Here is a 16,917-nt window from a genome sequence, read left to right as displayed (position 1 = left end):
TCAGGGATTCCCACCACCAATCCCCCACGCCAGCGGATCGTCCTGTTCGATCAGCAGCTGCGAGGTTCCGGTGATCCATGCCTGGCCGGTGATGGTGGGCATGACGCCGCGTTGGCCGTTGCGATAGCTGCCTTCGAAAACGCTGCCGAGGATGCCCTGCTGCACCCAGCGCTGGCCCTCAGCCAGTTCGCCGTCGGCGGCCAGGCAGGCGATCTTGGCGCTGGTGCCGGTGCCGCACGGCGAGCGGTCATAGGCACCGCCGGGACACATCACGAAGTTGCGCGCACCGGAACCGTCCGGTGCCACGCCACTGATCTCGACATGGTCGATCACGCCCTCGTCTTCGCCGCGGATGCCGGCCGCGAGCAGCGCCTGCTGGACCGCGATGGTATAGAGGCTGAGTTCGGCGCGGTGGCTGATATCCAGCGGCGCGGGCGTCTGTTCGGTGATGAAGAACCAGTTGCCGCCCCACGCAATGTCACCGCGGATCGTGCCATGTCCCGGCACGGCCACGCTGACGCCGGCCCGGTAGCGGTAGCTTTCGACGTTGCCGATGGAGACCCGTCCGTCCGCATGCAGCGTGACGCCCACCTGGCCCACCGGCGTCTCCACCAGGTGCTCGCCCGGCTGGATGCGCCCCACGTGGGCCAGGGTGCGTGCCAGGCCGATGGTGCCGTGCCCGCACATGCCCAGGTAGCCCACGTTGTTGAAGAAGATCACGCCGGCACAACAGCGCGGGTCGGTGGGCTCCAACAGCAGCGCACCGACCATCGTGTCCGAGCCGCGCGGCTCGCAGGCGATTGCGCTGCGCCAATGATCGTAGCTGGAGCGGAACAGTTCGCGGCGTTGCGCCAGGCTGCCGCCGGGCAGGTCCGGGAAGCCGGACATGATGACCCGCGTGGGTTCGCCTGCCGTATGTGAGTCGATGATCTGGATGGTCCGCATGCCGTCATCTTGGTCTTCACAGGCGAGCCCGCGCTAGGACAGACTCCCCAACCCGAATGCGGAAATATGCATAATCGGAAATGCCGGCCACATGCCGCGATGCTTCTTTCCTGCACCAGCCACCGTTTCCTTCGCGAAGGTCTACGAAGCAATGCAGCACAACGAGCCCGCCACCCCGATCGACGTACAGCTGTCCTTGAATGAGCTGCAGGACATCTTCGATGCCATTCCCGACGTGGTGTTCTTCATCAAGGACAAGGACTGCCGCTACACCCACGTCAACAACACCCTGGTCAAGCGGCTGGGCATGCGCGACCGGAGCGAACTGGTCGGCAAGACGGCGCTGCAGGTCTTCCCGGAACGACTGGGCAGCTCCTACGTCAACCAGGACAAGTGCGTGCTGGAGGGCGAGATGATCGAGAACCAGCTGGAGCTGCATCTGTATGCCAACCGCTGCGCAGGCTGGTGCCTGACCATCAAGCGCCCGCTCGACGGCGGCAAGGGCATTGGCGGGTTGATCGGCATTTCCCGCGACCTGGGCCGGCCGGACAACGGCCACTCCTCGTTTACCCGGCTGCAGCGCGCGTTTGCGCACATGCAGGCCAACTATGGCCTGCCATTGCGCGTGCAATCCCTGGCCGACATCGCCGGCGTTTCAGTGGCGCAGCTGGAACGCCTGTTCAAGCGCGTGTTCCAGCTCAGCCCACAGCAGTTGCTGACCAAACTGCGCATCGAAGAAGCCATGCGGCTGCTGCAGGGCGACATGAACATCGCCGAGATCGGGCAGACCTGTGGCTTCTCCGACCAGAGCGCCTTCTCCAGGCAGTTCAAATCCACCGTGGGAATCACCCCGCGCGACTATCGCGCGATGATGCGCTGAACGATCCGCGCCCTGCGGCCTTTGCCGCCAGTCACGCGATGGTCGCCCGCCCGGTGAGTTGGGCATCACCGCGCGCGTGGCGCAGCAGGCGGCGGAACACTTCGACGATGGCCAGGGGCAGCAGCCAGCTTGCCCACAGCAGCATCGCTACCAGTGCGCTGCTTGGCGCCTGCCCCAGCGCGATGGCCGCAGGCAGCATCAGCCGGAACATGACCGGCGCCAGGCTGACGACATAGTTGCGCACCATCCACTGCTGGTGCACCTCGATCCGGCGATGTCGGACGGCGACCATGCCGGCAAGCGCGGTGGACAACCAGGCCAGGGCGGTGGCGGCGAAGCCGGCACGGATCGAGAACGGGGCGGGAGTGGTCAGGATGAGCGCGGCCGCCGCCGCACTGGCAACAAGCAGTCCATACAGATACACGCGTCCAAGCTGGCGATGCAGGCGTGGGCGGGCGCGGCGCAATCGGCCAAGGAACTGCACCGGGCCGAGCAGCAGGGTGACCAGGCCACCACCGAGATGCAGCCACAACCAGCCGTGGCGATCCATGAAGCGGGCATAGGCAGGGCCGTCCAGCGAGTGGTACTTGCCGTACACGGCCAGCAGGAATTCGGCGCTGACCGCCAGCACGGCAAGCCAGACAATCGTCCAGCCCACCACGCGGACCGCGCCGAGGCGACGGGGCTCAACAGCCATGGCCATGCATGCTCCTTACCGGGCCACGCCCTTATAGCATGGGGCCGGCGGCAAGCCCGCCGTAACGGAACCAGGGCACCGGGCGTGCTAGGTTCTGGTCAATCCCTCTGCAAGGAGCGCATTGTGATCCGTCCCAGACTGCTGATTGCCATGGCGCTCGCCGCGTCATCACTGCCCGCGGCCGGCCTTGCCCAAGCGCCCCTGCCCGTGCCCGAAGGCCCCGCACCGGCACCACATTGCCTGGATGCGGGCAACGTCCAGCATGTGAAACAGGCCGAAGCGGGTTCGATTGCCGTGCGCGCCGGAGATGGCCAAGCCTATCGACTGGACTTCGCTGCAGCATGCCCTGGCGTCCCGAACGGCAGGGAGATTGGACTGGAGACACCCGAGGGCTGGGCCTGCGGGCGACCCGGCGAACGCCTGCTGGTGGATGGCCGGGCCTGCGGCATCAGTGCGGTGGACCAGATCGACAACCGCGCCTTTGCCAGGATCGCGCGCGAAAGCAATCGACAATATCCGACGACGCTGCCTGCGGTGACTGTCACCGGCAAGGCCAACAACGACGATCGCGGGCGTCGGCTGCGGGGTTCACCGGATTTCTGTTTTGCCACCCGGGACGTGCGGGGCTGGAACGAAGACCCCAAGGGAATCATGGTGGAAACAAACCCGCGCCGGAACGGCGGAAACCGCTTTTACCGGATTGAAGTAGCAGGTAGCTGCAGCAAATTTGCCGGCGTCAAGCGGGTGGAATTCGTGTCGGGCCTGCAGAACGGGCTGGTCTGTGGCAACCCGGGCGACCGCATGGTGGGGGTCGCGTTCAGCCCCGGCGTCATGATGGACACGCGCATTCCCGGCTCGCAATGCACCGTCGTCGAGGTGTATCCGAGCAACTGATCCCGCCCCGGCGGCTATGGCCGGACCTACAACATGCACAGGAAATCCGGAATGCGGTCACCTTCGAGCCCCCGGCACTCGATCCGTTCCTGATCGATGCTTGGGCCACCGCAAGTAGACTTGCAATCCGACTACCCCCCCCCCTTTCCATTTGAGGTATCGCCATGACCGTATCCATTTGGCTGGGAGCTGTCTCCCGAATTGTCCTGGTTGGCGTGGGATGTTCGATGCTTTCCGGGTGCATCAGCTCCGTGGGCCCTCGGGTATCGGGCAGCGGACGCTGCTCCGACGAATCGCTGCACTGGGCCGTTGGCCAACCGGCGAATGAGGAGAACATGCGCCGCATATCACGCGAGAGCGGAGCAGGACTGGTCAATCCGATCGGTCCGGACAGAAGCGTCCAAAAGGATCATCGCGATGATCGCCTGCGCGTATTCATCGACGCCAACAATGTGATCCAAGCCGCCCGCTGCGAGTGAGCGGGACGCGTTGGGGCCTTTTGGGGAAGTGATAAAGTCCGCTGAGGCTTGCGCGGGTAATGCTACGGACTTGCAGGGCCCTGATCAGATGGTCAAGGCACAAGGGAAACCGGTCATGAAGGCATGCATCATGGGATTGCTGGCGCTTGGCGCCGCCACCGTGGGACACGCAAACGCAGCCGATGAATTCGCCTCCACCCCGTCAACGCGCGGGCAAGCCGAGCGCGCCGACCAGGCACTGCAGGTCACGCCGTACCTGTGGGCCGCCGGCCTGGACGGCAGGATCTCCCCCTTCCGGCGCGCGCCGACCATCGGCATCGACAAATCGTTCTCCGATGTCCTGGAGGGTCTCGAGTTCGGCGGGTTCGTGAATCTCTGGTTCCGTCGGGGAGCGTTCGTGTTTTCCGCTGACCTGATGTATGTCAGCACCCGCGATGGCCACGCATTCGGCCCACTGCCGCCGCTACCCGTTCCCGTGCCGCCTGGCACGGTTGTCGACGGCCGGGTCGACAGCCGGCAGGCCAACATGACGCTGCAGGCGGGCTATCGAACCGTGGACACCGAGGATTTCACGCTCGACGTGCTGGCCGGCGTACGGGCATGGTGGCTATCCAACGACGTAACCGTCAGCGCCCTTGGGACATCGCGCGGTTACGGCGAGCGTTTCGATTGGGTGGATCCGGTGGTCGGCCTGCGTGCTTTCCAGCGCCTGCACGGTGGCTGGTCACTGCAGGCCCAGTTGGATATCGGCGGATTTGGTGTCGGGGCAGATTCAACGTGGTCGGTGCTGGCGACCGTCAATTACATTGCCAGTGACCGCTTCTCCGTGTCGGGTGGCTACAAGGTGCTCGATGTCGATTACGATCACGCTGGCGATGTCTACGATGCGCGGCTGAAGGGGCCGGCATTCGGCCTGACTTACCGGTTCTGAACCGCACCTCGTGCCTCCGTGTCGCGGGCATCAACTTTGTTGACCGCGCAGGGTATCCACACAGGGATAACGACAAGATGGCAATCGCAAGCATGCTGCGCAGGTTTTCGATGTTGCTGGTCCTTGTCTCCTCCGCTCTCGCGTGGGGACATTGCGCTGCAGCTGAAAGCGAATTGCTGTTCCGTCAGGTCCGAGTGCTGGATACCGTCCGTGGAACACTTGGCGATCCGACAGATGTGCTGGTCCGCGGCAATCAGATCGCGGGCATCGGCGCGAATGCGCAGCCTTCGGAATCGGCACAAGTGATCGAGGGTCGTGGCCGCACGCTGATGCCAGGCTTGATCGACGCGCATTGGCACAGTACGTTCACGGCGCTTTCGCAGGCCACGATGACCGCACCGGACGCGAAGCCCGAATTGCTGGCTGCCACGGTTGCAGCCGAATCCGAGCGTACCGTGATGCGGGGGTTTACCAGCGTGCGTGATGTCGGCGGCCCCGTTTTCGAACTGAAGGCAGCCATCGATACCGGCAAGGTGGTCGGGCCGCGCATCTGGCCATCGGGCGCCACCGTGAGCCAGACCTCCGGTCATGGCGACATGCGCCTGCCGCACGAGCGTTCGCGTCGCTTCTTCGGCAAGCCGTCGCTGGCCGAGGAAATGGGTGCAACCTTCATCGCCGATGGCCGCGACGAGGTACTTACAGCCGTGCGCGAAAACCTGCGCATGGGCGCCAGCCAGATCAAGCTGATGGCTGGCGGTGGTACATCCTCGGCCTACGATCCGGTCGACGTTACGCAGTACACCCTGGATGAAATGCGCGCTGCGGTCGAAGCGGCCGAAGACTGGGGCACCTACGTCACGGTGCACGCGTACACGGTGCGTGCGGTGCGGCGCGCCATCGAAGCGGGCGTGAAGTGCATCGAGCACGGTCAGTTGCTGGACGAGGCCACCTTGAAGTTGATGGCCAGGCAGGGCGTATGGCTGTCGACCCAGACCCTGCGACCGAGCACCGACGCGATGGATCCAATTCGCCGCGAAAAGCGCAAACCGGTGATCGAGGGGCAAGCGCGCACGATCGCCGCAGCCAAGCGGGCAGGCGTGCGCATGGCCTGGGGCACCGACTTTCTGTTTGAACCTGAACTCAATGTCGAGCAGAACGCTTTCATCCTCGGGTTGCGCGACTGGTTCACGCCGGCGGAGATCCTGAAGATGGTGACGCATGACAATGCCGAACTGCTGGCACTGTCAGGCCTGCGCAGTCCCTACCAGGGTCGCCTTGGCGTTGTGGAAGTTGGCGCGTTGGCCGACCTCCTGCTCGTCGAAGGCAATCCGCTGGCGAACCTCGATCTGATTGCAGATCCAGTGCACAACTTCGCCGTCATCGTAAAAGACGGACGTGTGATCAAAGGCGAACAGGCGCGAAATGACCTGTAACACATGCCTGTTCAACACGACCGAAGAAACAATTCTGGTGTTTTCCTGCGGGCTGGGCGCAGTCATCGCCTGAAGATTGGATTTAACGCCTTCGATGCGCTTGCGAACAGCAGGCAGCCTGTGATCGGCAAGGACAGGGGCTTTGATCCGAAGCAGCCTGATCGCCCCCTCATCACGCCTCCGGCGACCAACGATCCATCCAGTTGACGACCAGATCGCTCCCCTCTGACTGCCTGGACCGTAACTCGCTGATTCCGTTGTGAATCGCGGCGATACGGGGCCACTTGGTGATGGTCGAAAAAAGGGGGATTGGTGCCGCTTATCCGAATCGAACGGATGACCTACTGTTTACAAGACAGTTGCTCTACCAACTGAGCTAAAGCGGCATGGTACGGCGCGTGGGCGGCAGGCCAGCCCAGCGGGGCAATTCTACCGCAGACGCGCACAGTCCAGCGAGCGCTGTTGCGCGGCGCCGCTGCGTTGCCGCGCCGCGTTGGCGGCCTGCCCCGCTACCAGCGCCCCCTGCACCCACCACGTGCTTGTCGCCTCGCCGCCGCCCTGCAGGAGGGGCTTGAAGCCGGCGGCCCTCAGCGCAGTGACCCGGCGTTCGGCGCCTTCCCGGTTGCGGTACTGGCCCAGCGCAATGGCGTTGGCTTCCGGCCCCTGGGCAATGATGTAGTAATCGCCCAGGCCGGCCGCGACGATCCGCTGCACCGTTTCCTGCGCTGCTTCGCGCGAGGCAGCGGGTGGCAGCAGCACCCGATAGCGGGCGTTGCTGCCCCCTGCCGCCTGTTGTTCTTCCACCGCGCGCATACGTTCCAGCACGCCTCCCAGGCGCGCCTGCACCGTCGCGGCGGCGGCCGGATCGGCGAAGGGACCCAGCGCGACGCAACGCGGCGGAGCCGCCGGTGCCGATACGGATGGCGATTCCGGTGCCGATGGCGGTTCCGTCAGGGTGGTGGCGTCGACCAGCGCTGCGGGTGCGTCGGGCAGCCGGGCATGGCCCGGCTCTACCGGAGCAAGTTGCAGGGTCGCCACGCCGGAGGGCGGCGTCGGTTCCGGCGTTGCCGGTTCGACGCGCAGTGCCCACCACAACGCGACACTGATGTTCAGCAGGACGAGGACAACGATCAGGGCACGGGTCAGCATCCCCCGATCCTAGCCTGCCGCGGGGGGCAGGTGCACGGCCCAGCGCGCCAGCCCATCGAGTACCAGCAGCGGTTCGTGGCTGGTATCGGGGGGCAGGTGCGGCAGCAGCGCCGGTGCACCGCCGCCATGCAGCAGCAGTGCCACCGGAGCCTGCAGCAGCTGCTCACCTTGCGCGCGGCTGCGTTCGATCAAGGCGATCGCCGCCCCGTCGCAGCCCGATGCCAGCGCATCGTCGGTGTCATTGGCGAACTCGTGATACTGGCCGCCACTCGGCGGCAACTGCACCGCCCGCGCATGCAGCGCTTCGCGCATGGTGGTCGGTGACGCCGCGATGCGACCACCGTGGTGCAGGCCACCTGCATCCAGCAGATCGATGGTCAATGCGGTGCCGACCCCGGCCACCAGCACATGGCGCTGCCCGCGCGCGGCGGCAAGCAGGGCGAGGAAACGGTCGACGCCGAAGCGTGCCGGCACCCCATAGGCAATACGCAGATCGGCGAAACGGCCTTCGGTATGCGCCACGTGCACGTGCTGGAAGCGCATGCGCAGGATCTCCAGCATGGTTGCCGTCAGGCCTGGCGCGGCCACGCTGGCGACATAGGCAATACGTCCCTGCGGCAGCGCGCGCAGTGCTTCGCTGCGCAGGTCCTCGGCACCGTGCGTCCACGCCTGCACGTTACCGGCACGGTCGCCGCGCAACGGCGCGTACTTGAAACGGGAATTCCCCAGGTCGAACAACCAGTCGCTCATCGCGCCCTCACGCTGACTTCGCCGGCATGCACGTGCTGCTCGCGGCCATCGATGACCACCCGCAACGCGCCGTCTTCGGCCAGGCCCAATGCCTGGCCTTCCTGCCAGGTACCGCCCTGCTCCACGCGCACCGCGCAACCGGCCAGGCTGTCCAGCGCGGCATAGCGCGGCAGGAAGGGCGCCAGGCCTTCAGCCTCGAACTGCTCCAGTGCGGGCAGCAGGTGCGCCAGCACGCCGGCCGCCACCGCGGTGCGCTGCACCGGCTTGCCGGCCAGGCGGTCCAGATCGGTCCATGGCTGGTCGATGCGCGCAGCGAAGGCGTCAGGCATATGGACGTTCAAGCCGATGCCGATGACTGCGCGTGCAGGGCCAGCGAACTCGCCGCCGCCTTCCACCAGCAGGCCACCGAGCTTGTGCCCATCGGCCACCAGGTCGTTGGGCCATTTCAGGCGGACCTGCGCAAAACCCTGCGCATGCAGTGCCTCGGCAACCGCCACGCCCGCCACCAGGCTCAGGCCACCCAACTGCGCCAGCCCACCGGAGAAGCCGCGCAGTACCGAAAGATAGACATGGGCCGCCAGCGGCGAGGCCCATTCGCGGCCGCGGCGGCCGCGTCCGCCGGTCTGGCGCTCGGCCAACATGACGCGGCTGCCGCGCTGCGGTGCGCTGCATCGCAACAATTCACTATTGGTGGAACCGGTGCTCCAGACCACCTGCAGGTCGTCCAACAGGCTGATGACCGGCCCTGGCAAGGCCGCACGGACCCGTTCCGGCTCCAGCAGGTCCAGCCCCTGGCAGAGCGTGTAGCCGCCGCCGGCGCGTCCCTCGATCACCACCCCGGCCGCTCTAAGTCCTTGAATCCGCTTCCATATCGCGGCACGGGTCTGTCCCAGTTCGCGGGCCAGGGCATCACCGGACAGGGGTCCGGCGGCCAGTTTGGCCAGCAGTTGGCGGTCGTCCACGGCAGCTTCCATCAGGTAAACAGGGAAATTATGCGACAACTGGACTGCCCCCGCCCGCCCGGTCTTCCAATAGCCAACGGAAATCGGGCTAGAATCGAAAGCTCACCCGCCCTTAACCACGGATGTTGTCGATGCGCTGTCTTGCCCATTGCATGGTCCTGTTGATGGCCCCGCTCGTTGCCAACGCGTCGACCGCGCAGGCCAGCGAAGGGCGCGGTGACTGCGTGTATTCCACGCCCGACGCCGAGCGTCCGCCCACCGCACGCAGTGCCGCGGCAGCCGTGCCGACCACCCCGAAGCCGGTGCCTGCGCAGGCCACGTCCAATGGCAGCGGTGGTGGTGGCAGCGACGACGAAGTACTGCAACGGCTGCGCGCACCGAAGTGGCACAGCTTCCTGCCGGGAATGTTCCGCTGATCCAGGCATTGATGCGGTGGCTGCGGCCTGCGCCGCGGCCAATTCCCGATATGTCGTGGCAGCAGGCCTGCCGGCGCGCACCCTGGGTGGACCGTCTATCCGCTGGTGGCCAGGAGCGCCTGCGCGCGCTGGCGGCCCGCTTCCTGCACGAGAAGACCATCAGCCCGATCGGCGAACTGGTGCTGCGCGAAGAAGACCTCGTGCTGCTGGCAGCGTTGTGCTGCCTGCCGCTGCTGGAACTGGGCGAAGTGGGCCTGCGCGGCTGGTCGCAGCTGATCGTCTACCCTGATGCGTTTCGCGTACAGCGCAGCCATGTAGATGCCGCCGGCGTGCTTCACGAATGGGATGACGAACTGATCGGTGAAAGCTGGGACAGCGGACCACTGGTCCTGTCATGGGCCGATGTCCAGGCCGACCTGCAGGCGCCGTTCGACGGTTACTGCGTGGCCGTGCACGAGATGGCGCACAAGATCGACGCACTGGATGGCGCGATGGATGGCACGCCACCGCTGCCGCGCGAATGGCAACGCGCGTGGGCCCGGGATTTCCAGCAGGCTTACGATGGGTTCTGCATGCAGGTCGATGCGGGGGAAGAGACCTTGATCGACCCCTATGCCGCCGAAGCACCGGAAGAATTCTTTGCCGTGGCAACCGAGTACCACTTCTCCGCGCCAGGCCTGCTGGCCGAAGCCTTGCCCGCCGTGGCCGAGCACCTGCGGCGGTTCTACGGACCCAGCCCTTCAACGCCATGACGCCGTCGACCCGGTAGCGCCGAGCCGTACTCGGCGGACCTGCCGCTGTGCTACCGGTAGAAAGCGCGAAGAGCGTGACCACCAACGGTCGCCACCCACCACGGCGCATCGATGCGTTACGGTCCGGCCGGCAGGCGCACTTCGAAACGCGCCCCGCCCAGCTCCGACGAGCGTGCCACCAGCAGCTCACCGCGGTAGTCCTTGATCAGGTCCTGCACGATGGAGAGCCCGATGCCATGGCCCTGCACGCGCTCGTCGCCGCGCACGCCGCGCTGCAGCACCTTGGCGATGTCTTCCGGCGCGATGCCCGGGCCATCATCATCCACCGCCAGCAGCAGCCCCGGGCGACGGGTGTTCGGCGCCGGCAGTGGCTGCGCTGTCAGCAGCACGCGTCGCGTCGCCCACTTGAATGCATTTTCCAGCAGGTTGCCCAGCAGCTCCTGCAGGTCGCCGGGTTCACCATGGAAGCGTGATGTCTCGTCGATATCGAACTCGCACAGCACGCCCTTGCCGGCATAGACCTTCTCCAGCCCGCGCACGATCTCCTCGGCGTTGGGCTCGATCGGCAAGGGCGCGGAGAACAACTTGTGTCCGGATGCCGCAGCGCGCGCCAGCTGGTAGGACACCAGGTTGTTCATGCGCTGCAGCTGCACGTCCAGTTCTTCGCGCAGGGCGCCATCGCTGGATCCGCTGTCCATCTGCGTGCGCAGCACGGCGATCGGCGTCTTCAGGCTGTGGGCCAGGTCGGCCAACGTATTGCGCTGGCGCTCCAGGTTTTCGCGCTCGCTCTCGATGAAGGCATTGATGCTGTCGGTCAGCGGCTCCAGCTCACGCGGGTGGCGTTCGCTCATGCGCTCGGTTTCACCGCGCTGCACCTTGGTCAGTTCGTTGATCACCCGCCGCATCGGCCGCAGGCTCCACTGCAGGATCACCGTCTGCAACAACAACAGGATCAAGCCGATGCCACCCAGGTAGAACCATACCCGGCCGCGGAATACGCGCAGCTGCGCACCCAGCGCGCGCGAATCTTCCATCACATAGATGGTGTACGGGAACTCCGTGGCGGGATCGGCATCGGCATCCCACACCAGGCCCAGCCCATAGCGGTAGACCGAGCCCTCGCTGCCGTCGATCTGGATCATCGGCAGCGGGCCTTCGAATACTTCCTGGCGCGGTGCCAGCAGGCCGCCGCCGACGGCGGGCAGCATGGGACCCTCGGCGGACATCGAATTACCCTTGCCGCCCGGCATCACCACCTGCAGGTACAGGCCACTGCCAGGCACGTCGAAGCGCGGATCCGGCGGTTGTTCGCGGATGTACAGCGAACGGTCGCGGGTGAAGTCGATGCCGGCCGCATACGCGGTGGCGTAGTTCTTCAACCGCTCGCGCAGGTTGGCGCGCGCGGTATCGGCGAAGGCCGCGTCCAGCGCATAGCCGGCCAGCGCCAGGAAGGCCACCAAGCCCACCGATGCAGCCAGCAGCTGGCGTGCCTGCAGTGAGCGCGGCCGCCAGCGTCGGAACCACGGACGGCCGGACATCATGCAATCGCCAACGAGGGGCTCAGCCCTCGTTGCGCGGAATGGCGAAGCGGTAGCCGCGACCGCGCACGGTCTCGATCGGCTTCAGCTCGCCATCCGGATCCAGCTTCTTGCGCAGGCGCCCGATGAACACTTCCAGCACGTTCGAGTCACGGTCGAAATCCTGCTGGTAGATGTGTTCGGTGAGGTCGGCCTTGGAGACCAGTTCACCGGCATGCATCATCAGGTATTCCAGCACCTTGTACTCGTAGCTGGTGAGGTCGACGTTGCTGCCGGCCACGCTGACGGTCTGTGCAGCCAGGTCCAGTGCGACCGGCCCGCATTCGAGGGTCGGCTTGCTCCAGCCTGCGGCACGGCGCAGCAGCGCGTTGACGCGGGCCAGCAGCTCTTCGACATGGAAGGGCTTGACCAGGTAATCGTCGGCGCCCTGCTTCAGGCCCTCGACCTTGTCCTGCCAGCTGGAGCGTGCGGTCAGGATCAGTACCGGGAACTTCTTGCCCTCGTCGCGCAGGGCCTTGATCAGTTCCATGCCGGACATCTTCGGCAGCCCCAGATCGATGATGCCAACATCGAAGGGGACTTCGCGGCCCATGTACAGACCTTCCTCGCCGTCCTGCGCAGCATCGACGGCAAAGCCTTCGCGCTTGAGCCGGGCTGCCAGGGTCTCTCGCAGCGGAGCTTCGTCTTCGACCAGAAGGATACGCATGAACTCTCCCTAGTGTGCTGGGGTCGGCCCGGTGGGCCGGTGGATAACGGGTGTGATGCGCCAATAATCCCTGTTCAGGGGTTATCGCCGCGTAGTGATGACATATCCGATCGGGGTGTGCGGGGCTGTGAACGCTGCGCGGGGTCATCCATGTAGCGGACCCGCCCGCGGTCATCCATGTACTTCACCCGGTTGATGTCCCGGCCATCGAACGGGACCTGTTCAACCCCCAGGATGTGCCCGCCGGTGGAGCGCTGCACCCGGCGCACGGCATCGGACATCGAACGCTGGTCTTCGCGTACCGCGCTGCGGGCCACCACTTCCGGGCGTTCCCGCATCTGCGGCCGCTGCTGTACCTGCGGCTGCGGCTGCGCGTTGACCTGCGGCAGCCACACGCATGCGGTCACCACCATGGCGGTGGCGAAGGCAAGCTGGCAGGTAAGGGAACGGGACACCATCGTTGCGATCCTAGCCGAGGTCGGCAATTCGTTCAAAAATCGTGAAGTGAATGTCCGGACCCACGGCCCGGCTCTTTACGTTTCTTTTGCAAATTTCGACTTTGGGCAGTGAATCCGGTCTGAACTTTTCTGAAGATCAGCTGTGTTCGTTCAGATAACTTAACCCAAATGGCGCAATCCGGGGCCTTTTTCGGACGCACGGCACAAATCAGGCCGCAGCGCGGTCACCTTCGCGCACGGTGACGACCAGCGCCTGCTCCAGCAGGGCCCAGTCCGCCCCGGGGCGATGCGCGCCTTCGCTGAGGATCTGCCGGAAGGCGCGGCCACCCGGTTGGCCGTGGAACAGGCCAAGGATGTGCCGGGTGATGTGCTTGAGCGCGGCACCGCTGGCGAGGTGCGCTTCCACGTAGGGCCGCAGCGCCCGCAGCAGGTCCTGGCGGGACTGCAGCGGGCTGCCGGCCTGCAGGGTGTCCAGCCGGTGCAGCAGGTAGGGATCATGGTAGGCCGCGCGGCCCAGCATCACGCCATCGACCTTGCCATCCTGTGCCTGCACCGCCTCGACACTGGCCAAGCCGCCATTGAGTACCACCGGCAGCGCGGGACGCTCCTGCTTGAGCCGGTAGGCCCAGTCATGGCGCAGCGGCGGCACTTCGCGGTTTTCTTTCGGCGACAGGCCCTTCAACCAGGCATTGCGCGCGTGCACCACCACCATGCCGGCGCCAGCCTCGGCCTGGCGGTCGACGAAGGAGGCAAAGACCTCGTAATCGTTGTCCTCGTCCACGCCCAGGCGGCACTTCACCGTGACCGGGATATCCACCGCGGCCACCATCGCCGCCACGCAGTCGGCGACCAGCGCCGGCTCGCGCATCAGGCAGGCACCGAAGCGCCCGGCCTGTACCCGGTCGGAAGGACAGCCGCAGTTGAGGTTGACCTCGTCGTAGCCCCAGTCCTGGGCAATGCGCGCGGCCTGCGCCAGCAGCGTCGGTTCGCTGCCGCCCAACTGCAGCGCCAGCGGCTGTTCAACCGGATCAAAACCCAGCAGGCGTTCGCGGTCACCGTGGATCACCGCGTTGGCATGGACCATTTCGGTGTACAGGCGCGCAGTGGGTGCCAGCAGCCGGTGGAACACGCGGCAATGCCGGTCCGTCCAGTCCATCATCGGGGCGACGGACAGGCGCAGGGATTCGGCGTAGCGGGACGCGGCGGCAGCTTGCTGGGTCATGGGGACGTCGGTGGAGGCGGGAAACTGCAGGCAATGCCTGCGCGATCAACAGTTTACACCGAGCGGCTGAATGCTTCGCCGCCCCACCACGGTAGTGACGGGCCATGCCCGTCACCCGCGCACCGGGCCGCGCGCGCGGTGTTCGCCGGAATCCTGCACCGCGGGATTTCCGCCGGGCATGGCCCGGCGCTACAGCCGCGTCATGGTCCCGCCTACAATCCCGGCATGGCAACAGACCACCCACGGTTCTTCGATACCCGCACCGAACAGGGCGTACTGCGCCTGTCCATCGCCGCATCGCTGGGAATGGCGTTGGCTGCCATGGTGTTCGGCCTGCTGGCCAATTCGTCGCTGATCATCTTCGACGGCATCTACGGCCTGATCGATGTCGTGATGACCTGGCTGTCGCTGCTGGTCGCGCGCCTGATCGCGCAATCCACCCAGACCGACATGCTGCAGTCGCGCCTGAACCAGCGCTTTTCCATGGGCTTCTGGCACCTGGAGCCCATCGTGCTCGGCGTGAGCGGCACATTGATGATCGGCGCAGCGCTGTATGCGCTGGTCAACGCCGTGGACGCCCTGACCTCGGGCGGGCGCCTGATCGCACTGGGGCCGGCCATCACCTTCGCGGTGATTTCCATCGTGGCCGAATCCGCGCTTGCCGTCTTCACCCTGCGCGCGAACCGACGCATCGGCTCGGACTTCATCGCACTGGATGCGAAGAACTGGATCGTCGCCGCCAGCATGTCGGCCTGCTACCTGGTGGCGTTCATCGGTGGTGCGCTGGTGCGCGACACGTCGTTGGCCGGGATAGCGCCCTACATCGATCCGGGCATCCTGGCCGTGGTCTGCCTGTTCGTCATGGTCGCCCCGATGGCCACCGTGCGCCAGGCGCTGGCCGGCATCCTGCTGGTGGCCCCGCCTGAACTGCGCGCGCATGTGGATGAGGTAGCCCGTGGGGTGGTGGCGCGGCATGGCTTCCTGGAATACCGCAGCTACGTGGCGCAGGTAGGACGTGGCGAACAGATCGAGCTGTTCTTCGTGGTCCGCGCCGACGACCCACCGCGGGCGCTGGCCGAATGGGACGTGCTGCGCGATGAGATCGGCGAGGCGCTGGGCGAGGAATCGCCGGACCGCTGGTTGACCATCGTGTTCACCACCGACCTGGAGTGGGCGGTATGACCGACGCCGTCCTGTAACGCCGGGCCATGCTCGGCGGACTGCCGGGGCCGTGCGGGGTGCTCGCCGAGCATGGCTCCGCGCTACGGTGCTATTGCGTTGCGCCATTGCCGTGGCGACTGTCCGGTCTGCGCCTTGAACGCGCGCGACAGCGCCGCTTCGCTGCCGAAGCCAACCTCGCCGGCAATCCGCTTCAGCGGCTGGCCGCGGCGCAGTGCCTGTTGCGCCAGCCGCGTGCGCCATGCCTGCAGGTACTGTCCCGGGGTGCTGCCGATGACCTCGCGGAATCCTTCGGAAAATGCACTGCGCGACATCCCGGCGCGTTCGGCCAGCGTCTGCAGCGACCAGTCTTCCGCCGGCTGTTCGTGCATCGCCACCAGCGCATGGCGCAACCGCGGGTGGCCCATGCCGGCCAGCAGCCCCACCTGGATCTGCCCGTTCTCCATCAAGGTGCGCAGCACCTGGATGATGACCAGTTCGAACAACCGGTCCAGCATCGCCTGGCGGCCACAGCGCTCGGCGAAGGCTTCTTCGAACAGCACGCCCAACACCGCATCGCTGCCCAGCAGCGCCGCCAGCGGCAGGCACACCGGGCTGGGCAGCGCCTCGGCCACCGGGCTGCCTTCGCCTGCCTCGAAACGTAGTTGCGCAGTGACCAGTGGCACCTCGATGCCGTCGTCGACTCTGAAGTGGTGCTCCTGCGGCCGCGCATACAGCAGCACGCTGGGCTGGTCGACGCGGATCAGGCTGCCATCGGCGCCGACCACACTGACGCCCCCCTGGCGGAGCAGATGGAGCAGCGGTTGGCTGCCGCCCTGCGATGGCACCCAGTGGCCAGCAATCCGGCCGCCCTGCAGCAGCCGCGCGCTGACCGGGAAACGGTCCAGCAAGGATTCGAGGCGATCCAGCATGTCTGGACGATCCGTCAAGTTTTAAGGACTACATGTTGCCATACGTCCGTGTAATGCGCGCAAAGTACGCTTCACCGGCCAACCGGCCATCCCTTGAAGGAACTACGCCATGTCCATCGAAAAGGTTCTGTACACCGCCCAGGCCACCGCAACCGGCGGCCGTGAAGGCCGCGCCGTGTCCTCCGACAACGTGCTGGACATCCAGCTGTCCACCCCGCGCGAACTCGGCGGCGCTGGCGGCCCGGGCACCAATCCGGAGCAGCTGTTTGCCGCCGGCTATTCGGCCTGCTTCCTGGGCGCGCTGAAGTTCGTGGCCGGCCAGGCCAAGGTCGCGCTGCCGGCCGACACCACGGTCACCGGCCGCGTCGGCATCGGCCAGATCCCGACCGGCTTCGGCATCGAGGCCGAGCTGACCATCGCCGCACCGGGCGTGCCGCGGGAACAGCTGGAAGAACTGGTGCAGAAGGCCCACATCGTCTGCCCGTACTCCAACGCCACCCGCGGCAACATCGACGTGACGTTGATCGTGGCCTGAGGAAAAAAATGGGCGGATGCCGGTCGAAACCGGGCATCCGCCCATCCCACCGCTGTCAGCGGCGTGACGACCCACGGTCG

General features: G+C 66.1%; 19 protein-coding genes and 1 tRNA gene. 9 read left to right on the top strand and 11 right to left on the bottom strand.

Annotated elements, in window-relative coordinates; all coding sequences use genetic code 11:
- Window positions 1-945, bottom strand: coding sequence for a proline racemase family protein (locus H4O11_RS16885; RefSeq protein ID WP_182341138.1), 945 nt, complete (start codon window positions 943-945; stop codon window positions 1-3).
- A gap of 151 nt (window positions 946-1,096) precedes the next feature.
- Between H4O11_RS16885 and H4O11_RS16880 the strand changes: the two genes are divergently transcribed.
- Window positions 1,097-1,825 (top strand): helix-turn-helix domain-containing protein, encoded by a 729-nt coding sequence (locus tag H4O11_RS16880; protein WP_182341345.1) that lies wholly within the window; start codon window positions 1,097-1,099, stop codon window positions 1,823-1,825.
- Window positions 1,826-1,856: 31 nt separating this feature from the next.
- On the opposite strand, the gene H4O11_RS16875 is transcribed toward H4O11_RS16880, so the two are convergent.
- Entirely contained in the window at window positions 1,857-2,522 is a 666-nt protein-coding gene (locus H4O11_RS16875; RefSeq protein WP_182341135.1) for a DUF2306 domain-containing protein, read from the bottom strand.
- 150 nt (window positions 2,523-2,672) lie between these two features.
- On the opposite strand from H4O11_RS16875, the gene H4O11_RS16870 reads away from it, so the two are divergent.
- The 4 genes from H4O11_RS16870 to H4O11_RS16855 all read left to right on the top strand — a co-directional run bounded on the left by H4O11_RS16870 (window position 2,673) and on the right by H4O11_RS16855 (window position 6,259).
- On the top strand, window positions 2,673-3,416 hold the full coding sequence (locus tag H4O11_RS16870; RefSeq protein WP_182341132.1) for a DUF6491 family protein: 744 nt from the start codon (window positions 2,673-2,675) through the stop codon (window positions 3,414-3,416).
- A gap of 164 nt (window positions 3,417-3,580) precedes the next feature.
- Window positions 3,581-3,895, top strand: a complete 315-nt coding sequence (locus tag H4O11_RS16865; RefSeq protein WP_246333568.1) for a hypothetical protein — start codon at window positions 3,581-3,583, stop codon at window positions 3,893-3,895.
- A 115-nt stretch (window positions 3,896-4,010) separates the two neighbouring features.
- Window positions 4,011-4,826, top strand: coding sequence for a porin family protein (locus tag H4O11_RS16860; RefSeq protein WP_220466808.1), 816 nt, complete (start codon window positions 4,011-4,013; stop codon window positions 4,824-4,826).
- Window positions 4,827-4,903: 77 nt separating this feature from the next.
- Window positions 4,904-6,259: a metal-dependent hydrolase family protein gene (locus H4O11_RS16855; protein WP_182341129.1), complete on the top strand. Its 1,356-nt coding sequence runs from the start codon at window positions 4,904-4,906 to the stop codon at window positions 6,257-6,259.
- Window positions 6,260-6,569: 310 nt separating this feature from the next.
- Here the strand turns inward: H4O11_RS16855 and H4O11_RS16850 are convergent.
- The 4 genes from H4O11_RS16850 to birA all read right to left on the bottom strand — a co-directional run bounded on the left by H4O11_RS16850 (window position 6,570) and on the right by birA (window position 9,132).
- Window positions 6,570-6,645: transfer RNA gene (locus H4O11_RS16850), tRNA-Thr, on the bottom strand.
- Window positions 6,646-6,688: 43 nt separating this feature from the next.
- Window positions 6,689-7,408, bottom strand: a complete 720-nt coding sequence (locus H4O11_RS16845; protein ID WP_182341127.1) for an SPOR domain-containing protein — start codon at window positions 7,406-7,408, stop codon at window positions 6,689-6,691.
- A 9-nt stretch (window positions 7,409-7,417) separates the two neighbouring features.
- Window positions 7,418-8,158, bottom strand: a complete 741-nt coding sequence (locus tag H4O11_RS16840) for a type III pantothenate kinase (protein ID WP_182341124.1) — start codon at window positions 8,156-8,158, stop codon at window positions 7,418-7,420.
- Entirely contained in the window at window positions 8,155-9,132 is a 978-nt protein-coding gene (gene birA / locus H4O11_RS16835) for a bifunctional biotin--[acetyl-CoA-carboxylase] ligase/biotin operon repressor BirA (protein ID WP_182341121.1), read from the bottom strand. Before birA ends, H4O11_RS16840 begins: the two co-directional genes overlap by 4 nt.
- Window positions 9,133-9,284: 152 nt before the next feature.
- On the opposite strand from birA, the gene H4O11_RS16830 reads away from it, so the two are divergent.
- Window positions 9,285-9,536, top strand: coding sequence for a hypothetical protein (locus tag H4O11_RS16830; RefSeq protein WP_246333567.1), 252 nt, complete (start codon window positions 9,285-9,287; stop codon window positions 9,534-9,536).
- A complete protein-coding gene (locus H4O11_RS16825) occupies window positions 9,503-10,288 on the top strand; it encodes a zinc-dependent peptidase (RefSeq protein ID WP_182341115.1) in 786 nt (261 codons plus the stop codon). Before H4O11_RS16830 ends, H4O11_RS16825 begins: the two co-directional genes overlap by 34 nt.
- A 116-nt stretch (window positions 10,289-10,404) precedes the next feature.
- On the opposite strand, the gene H4O11_RS16820 is transcribed toward H4O11_RS16825, so the two are convergent.
- From H4O11_RS16820 to dusA, 4 genes are all read right to left on the bottom strand, one after another.
- Window positions 10,405-11,826 (bottom strand): ATP-binding protein, encoded by a 1,422-nt coding sequence (locus H4O11_RS16820; RefSeq protein ID WP_182341112.1) that lies wholly within the window; start codon window positions 11,824-11,826, stop codon window positions 10,405-10,407.
- Window positions 11,827-11,848: 22 nt separating this feature from the next.
- Window positions 11,849-12,532 carry a response regulator transcription factor gene (locus H4O11_RS16815; RefSeq protein WP_004136763.1) on the bottom strand — a complete coding sequence of 228 codons (684 nt, stop codon included), beginning with the start codon at window positions 12,530-12,532 and terminating at the stop codon, window positions 11,849-11,851.
- A gap of 74 nt (window positions 12,533-12,606) precedes the next feature.
- The gene (locus H4O11_RS19610) at window positions 12,607-12,990 is read right to left on the bottom strand and encodes a hypothetical protein (protein WP_425506081.1); all 384 of its coding nucleotides are present in this window, start codon (window positions 12,988-12,990) and stop codon (window positions 12,607-12,609) included.
- Window positions 12,991-13,198: 208 nt separating this feature from the next.
- The gene (gene dusA / locus H4O11_RS16805) at window positions 13,199-14,212 is read right to left on the bottom strand and encodes a tRNA dihydrouridine(20/20a) synthase DusA (RefSeq protein WP_182341088.1); all 1,014 of its coding nucleotides are present in this window, start codon (window positions 14,210-14,212) and stop codon (window positions 13,199-13,201) included.
- A gap of 225 nt (window positions 14,213-14,437) precedes the next feature.
- Here dusA and H4O11_RS16800 point away from each other — a divergent pair, with 225 nt between their 5' ends.
- A complete protein-coding gene (locus H4O11_RS16800; RefSeq protein WP_182341085.1) occupies window positions 14,438-15,394 on the top strand; it encodes a cation diffusion facilitator family transporter in 957 nt (318 codons plus the stop codon).
- Window positions 15,395-15,474: 80 nt separating this feature from the next.
- On the opposite strand, the gene H4O11_RS16795 is transcribed toward H4O11_RS16800, so the two are convergent.
- Entirely contained in the window at window positions 15,475-16,302 is an 828-nt protein-coding gene (locus H4O11_RS16795) for an AraC family transcriptional regulator (protein WP_182341082.1), read from the bottom strand.
- Between the two features lie 109 nt (window positions 16,303-16,411).
- Here H4O11_RS16795 and H4O11_RS16790 point away from each other — a divergent pair, with 109 nt between their 5' ends.
- The gene (locus H4O11_RS16790) at window positions 16,412-16,837 is read left to right on the top strand and encodes an organic hydroperoxide resistance protein (protein ID WP_182341079.1); all 426 of its coding nucleotides are present in this window, start codon (window positions 16,412-16,414) and stop codon (window positions 16,835-16,837) included.
- Window positions 16,838-16,917: the final 80 nt, after the last annotated feature.

Source organism: Stenotrophomonas tumulicola (genome assembly GCF_014117215.1).
In the GTDB taxonomy this organism is placed as follows: Bacteria; Pseudomonadota; Gammaproteobacteria; order Xanthomonadales; family Xanthomonadaceae; genus Stenotrophomonas; species Stenotrophomonas tumulicola.
Note: the sequence above shows the minus strand (reverse complement) of the source record. Positions and strands in the feature narration are given on the sequence as shown.

What these genes read in the sequence shown, in the direction of transcription:
- H4O11_RS19610 (WP_425506081.1), bottom strand. Translation starts at nt 12,990, where the DNA reads ATGGTGTCCCGTTCCCTTACCTGCCAGCTTGCCTTCGCCACCGCCATG.
- H4O11_RS16885 (WP_182341138.1), bottom strand. Translation starts at nt 945, where the DNA reads ATGCGGACCATCCAGATCATCGACTCACATACGGCAGGCGAACCCACG.
- H4O11_RS16795 (WP_182341082.1), bottom strand. Translation starts at nt 16,302, where the DNA reads ATGCTGGATCGCCTCGAATCCTTGCTGGACCGTTTCCCGGTCAGCGCG.
- birA (WP_182341121.1), bottom strand. Translation starts at nt 9,132, where the DNA reads ATGGAAGCTGCCGTGGACGACCGCCAACTGCTGGCCAAACTGGCCGCC.
- H4O11_RS16845 (WP_182341127.1), bottom strand. Translation starts at nt 7,408, where the DNA reads ATGCTGACCCGTGCCCTGATCGTTGTCCTCGTCCTGCTGAACATCAGT.
- H4O11_RS16870 (WP_182341132.1), top strand. Translation starts at nt 2,673, where the DNA reads ATGGCGCTCGCCGCGTCATCACTGCCCGCGGCCGGCCTTGCCCAAGCG.
- H4O11_RS16855 (WP_182341129.1), top strand. Translation starts at nt 4,904, where the DNA reads ATGGCAATCGCAAGCATGCTGCGCAGGTTTTCGATGTTGCTGGTCCTT.
- H4O11_RS16815 (WP_004136763.1), bottom strand. Translation starts at nt 12,532, where the DNA reads ATGCGTATCCTTCTGGTCGAAGACGAAGCTCCGCTGCGAGAGACCCTG.
- H4O11_RS16790 (WP_182341079.1), top strand. Translation starts at nt 16,412, where the DNA reads ATGTCCATCGAAAAGGTTCTGTACACCGCCCAGGCCACCGCAACCGGC.
- H4O11_RS16830 (WP_246333567.1), top strand. Translation starts at nt 9,285, where the DNA reads ATGGCCCCGCTCGTTGCCAACGCGTCGACCGCGCAGGCCAGCGAAGGG.
- H4O11_RS16820 (WP_182341112.1), bottom strand. Translation starts at nt 11,826, where the DNA reads ATGTCCGGCCGTCCGTGGTTCCGACGCTGGCGGCCGCGCTCACTGCAG.
- H4O11_RS16800 (WP_182341085.1), top strand. Translation starts at nt 14,438, where the DNA reads ATGGCAACAGACCACCCACGGTTCTTCGATACCCGCACCGAACAGGGC.
- H4O11_RS16880 (WP_182341345.1), top strand. Translation starts at nt 1,097, where the DNA reads ATGCAGCACAACGAGCCCGCCACCCCGATCGACGTACAGCTGTCCTTG.
- H4O11_RS16840 (WP_182341124.1), bottom strand. Translation starts at nt 8,158, where the DNA reads ATGAGCGACTGGTTGTTCGACCTGGGGAATTCCCGTTTCAAGTACGCG.
- H4O11_RS16860 (WP_220466808.1), top strand. Translation starts at nt 4,011, where the DNA reads ATGAAGGCATGCATCATGGGATTGCTGGCGCTTGGCGCCGCCACCGTG.
- H4O11_RS16875 (WP_182341135.1), bottom strand. Translation starts at nt 2,522, where the DNA reads ATGGCTGTTGAGCCCCGTCGCCTCGGCGCGGTCCGCGTGGTGGGCTGG.
- H4O11_RS16865 (WP_246333568.1), top strand. Translation starts at nt 3,581, where the DNA reads ATGACCGTATCCATTTGGCTGGGAGCTGTCTCCCGAATTGTCCTGGTT.
- dusA (WP_182341088.1), bottom strand. Translation starts at nt 14,212, where the DNA reads ATGACCCAGCAAGCTGCCGCCGCGTCCCGCTACGCCGAATCCCTGCGC.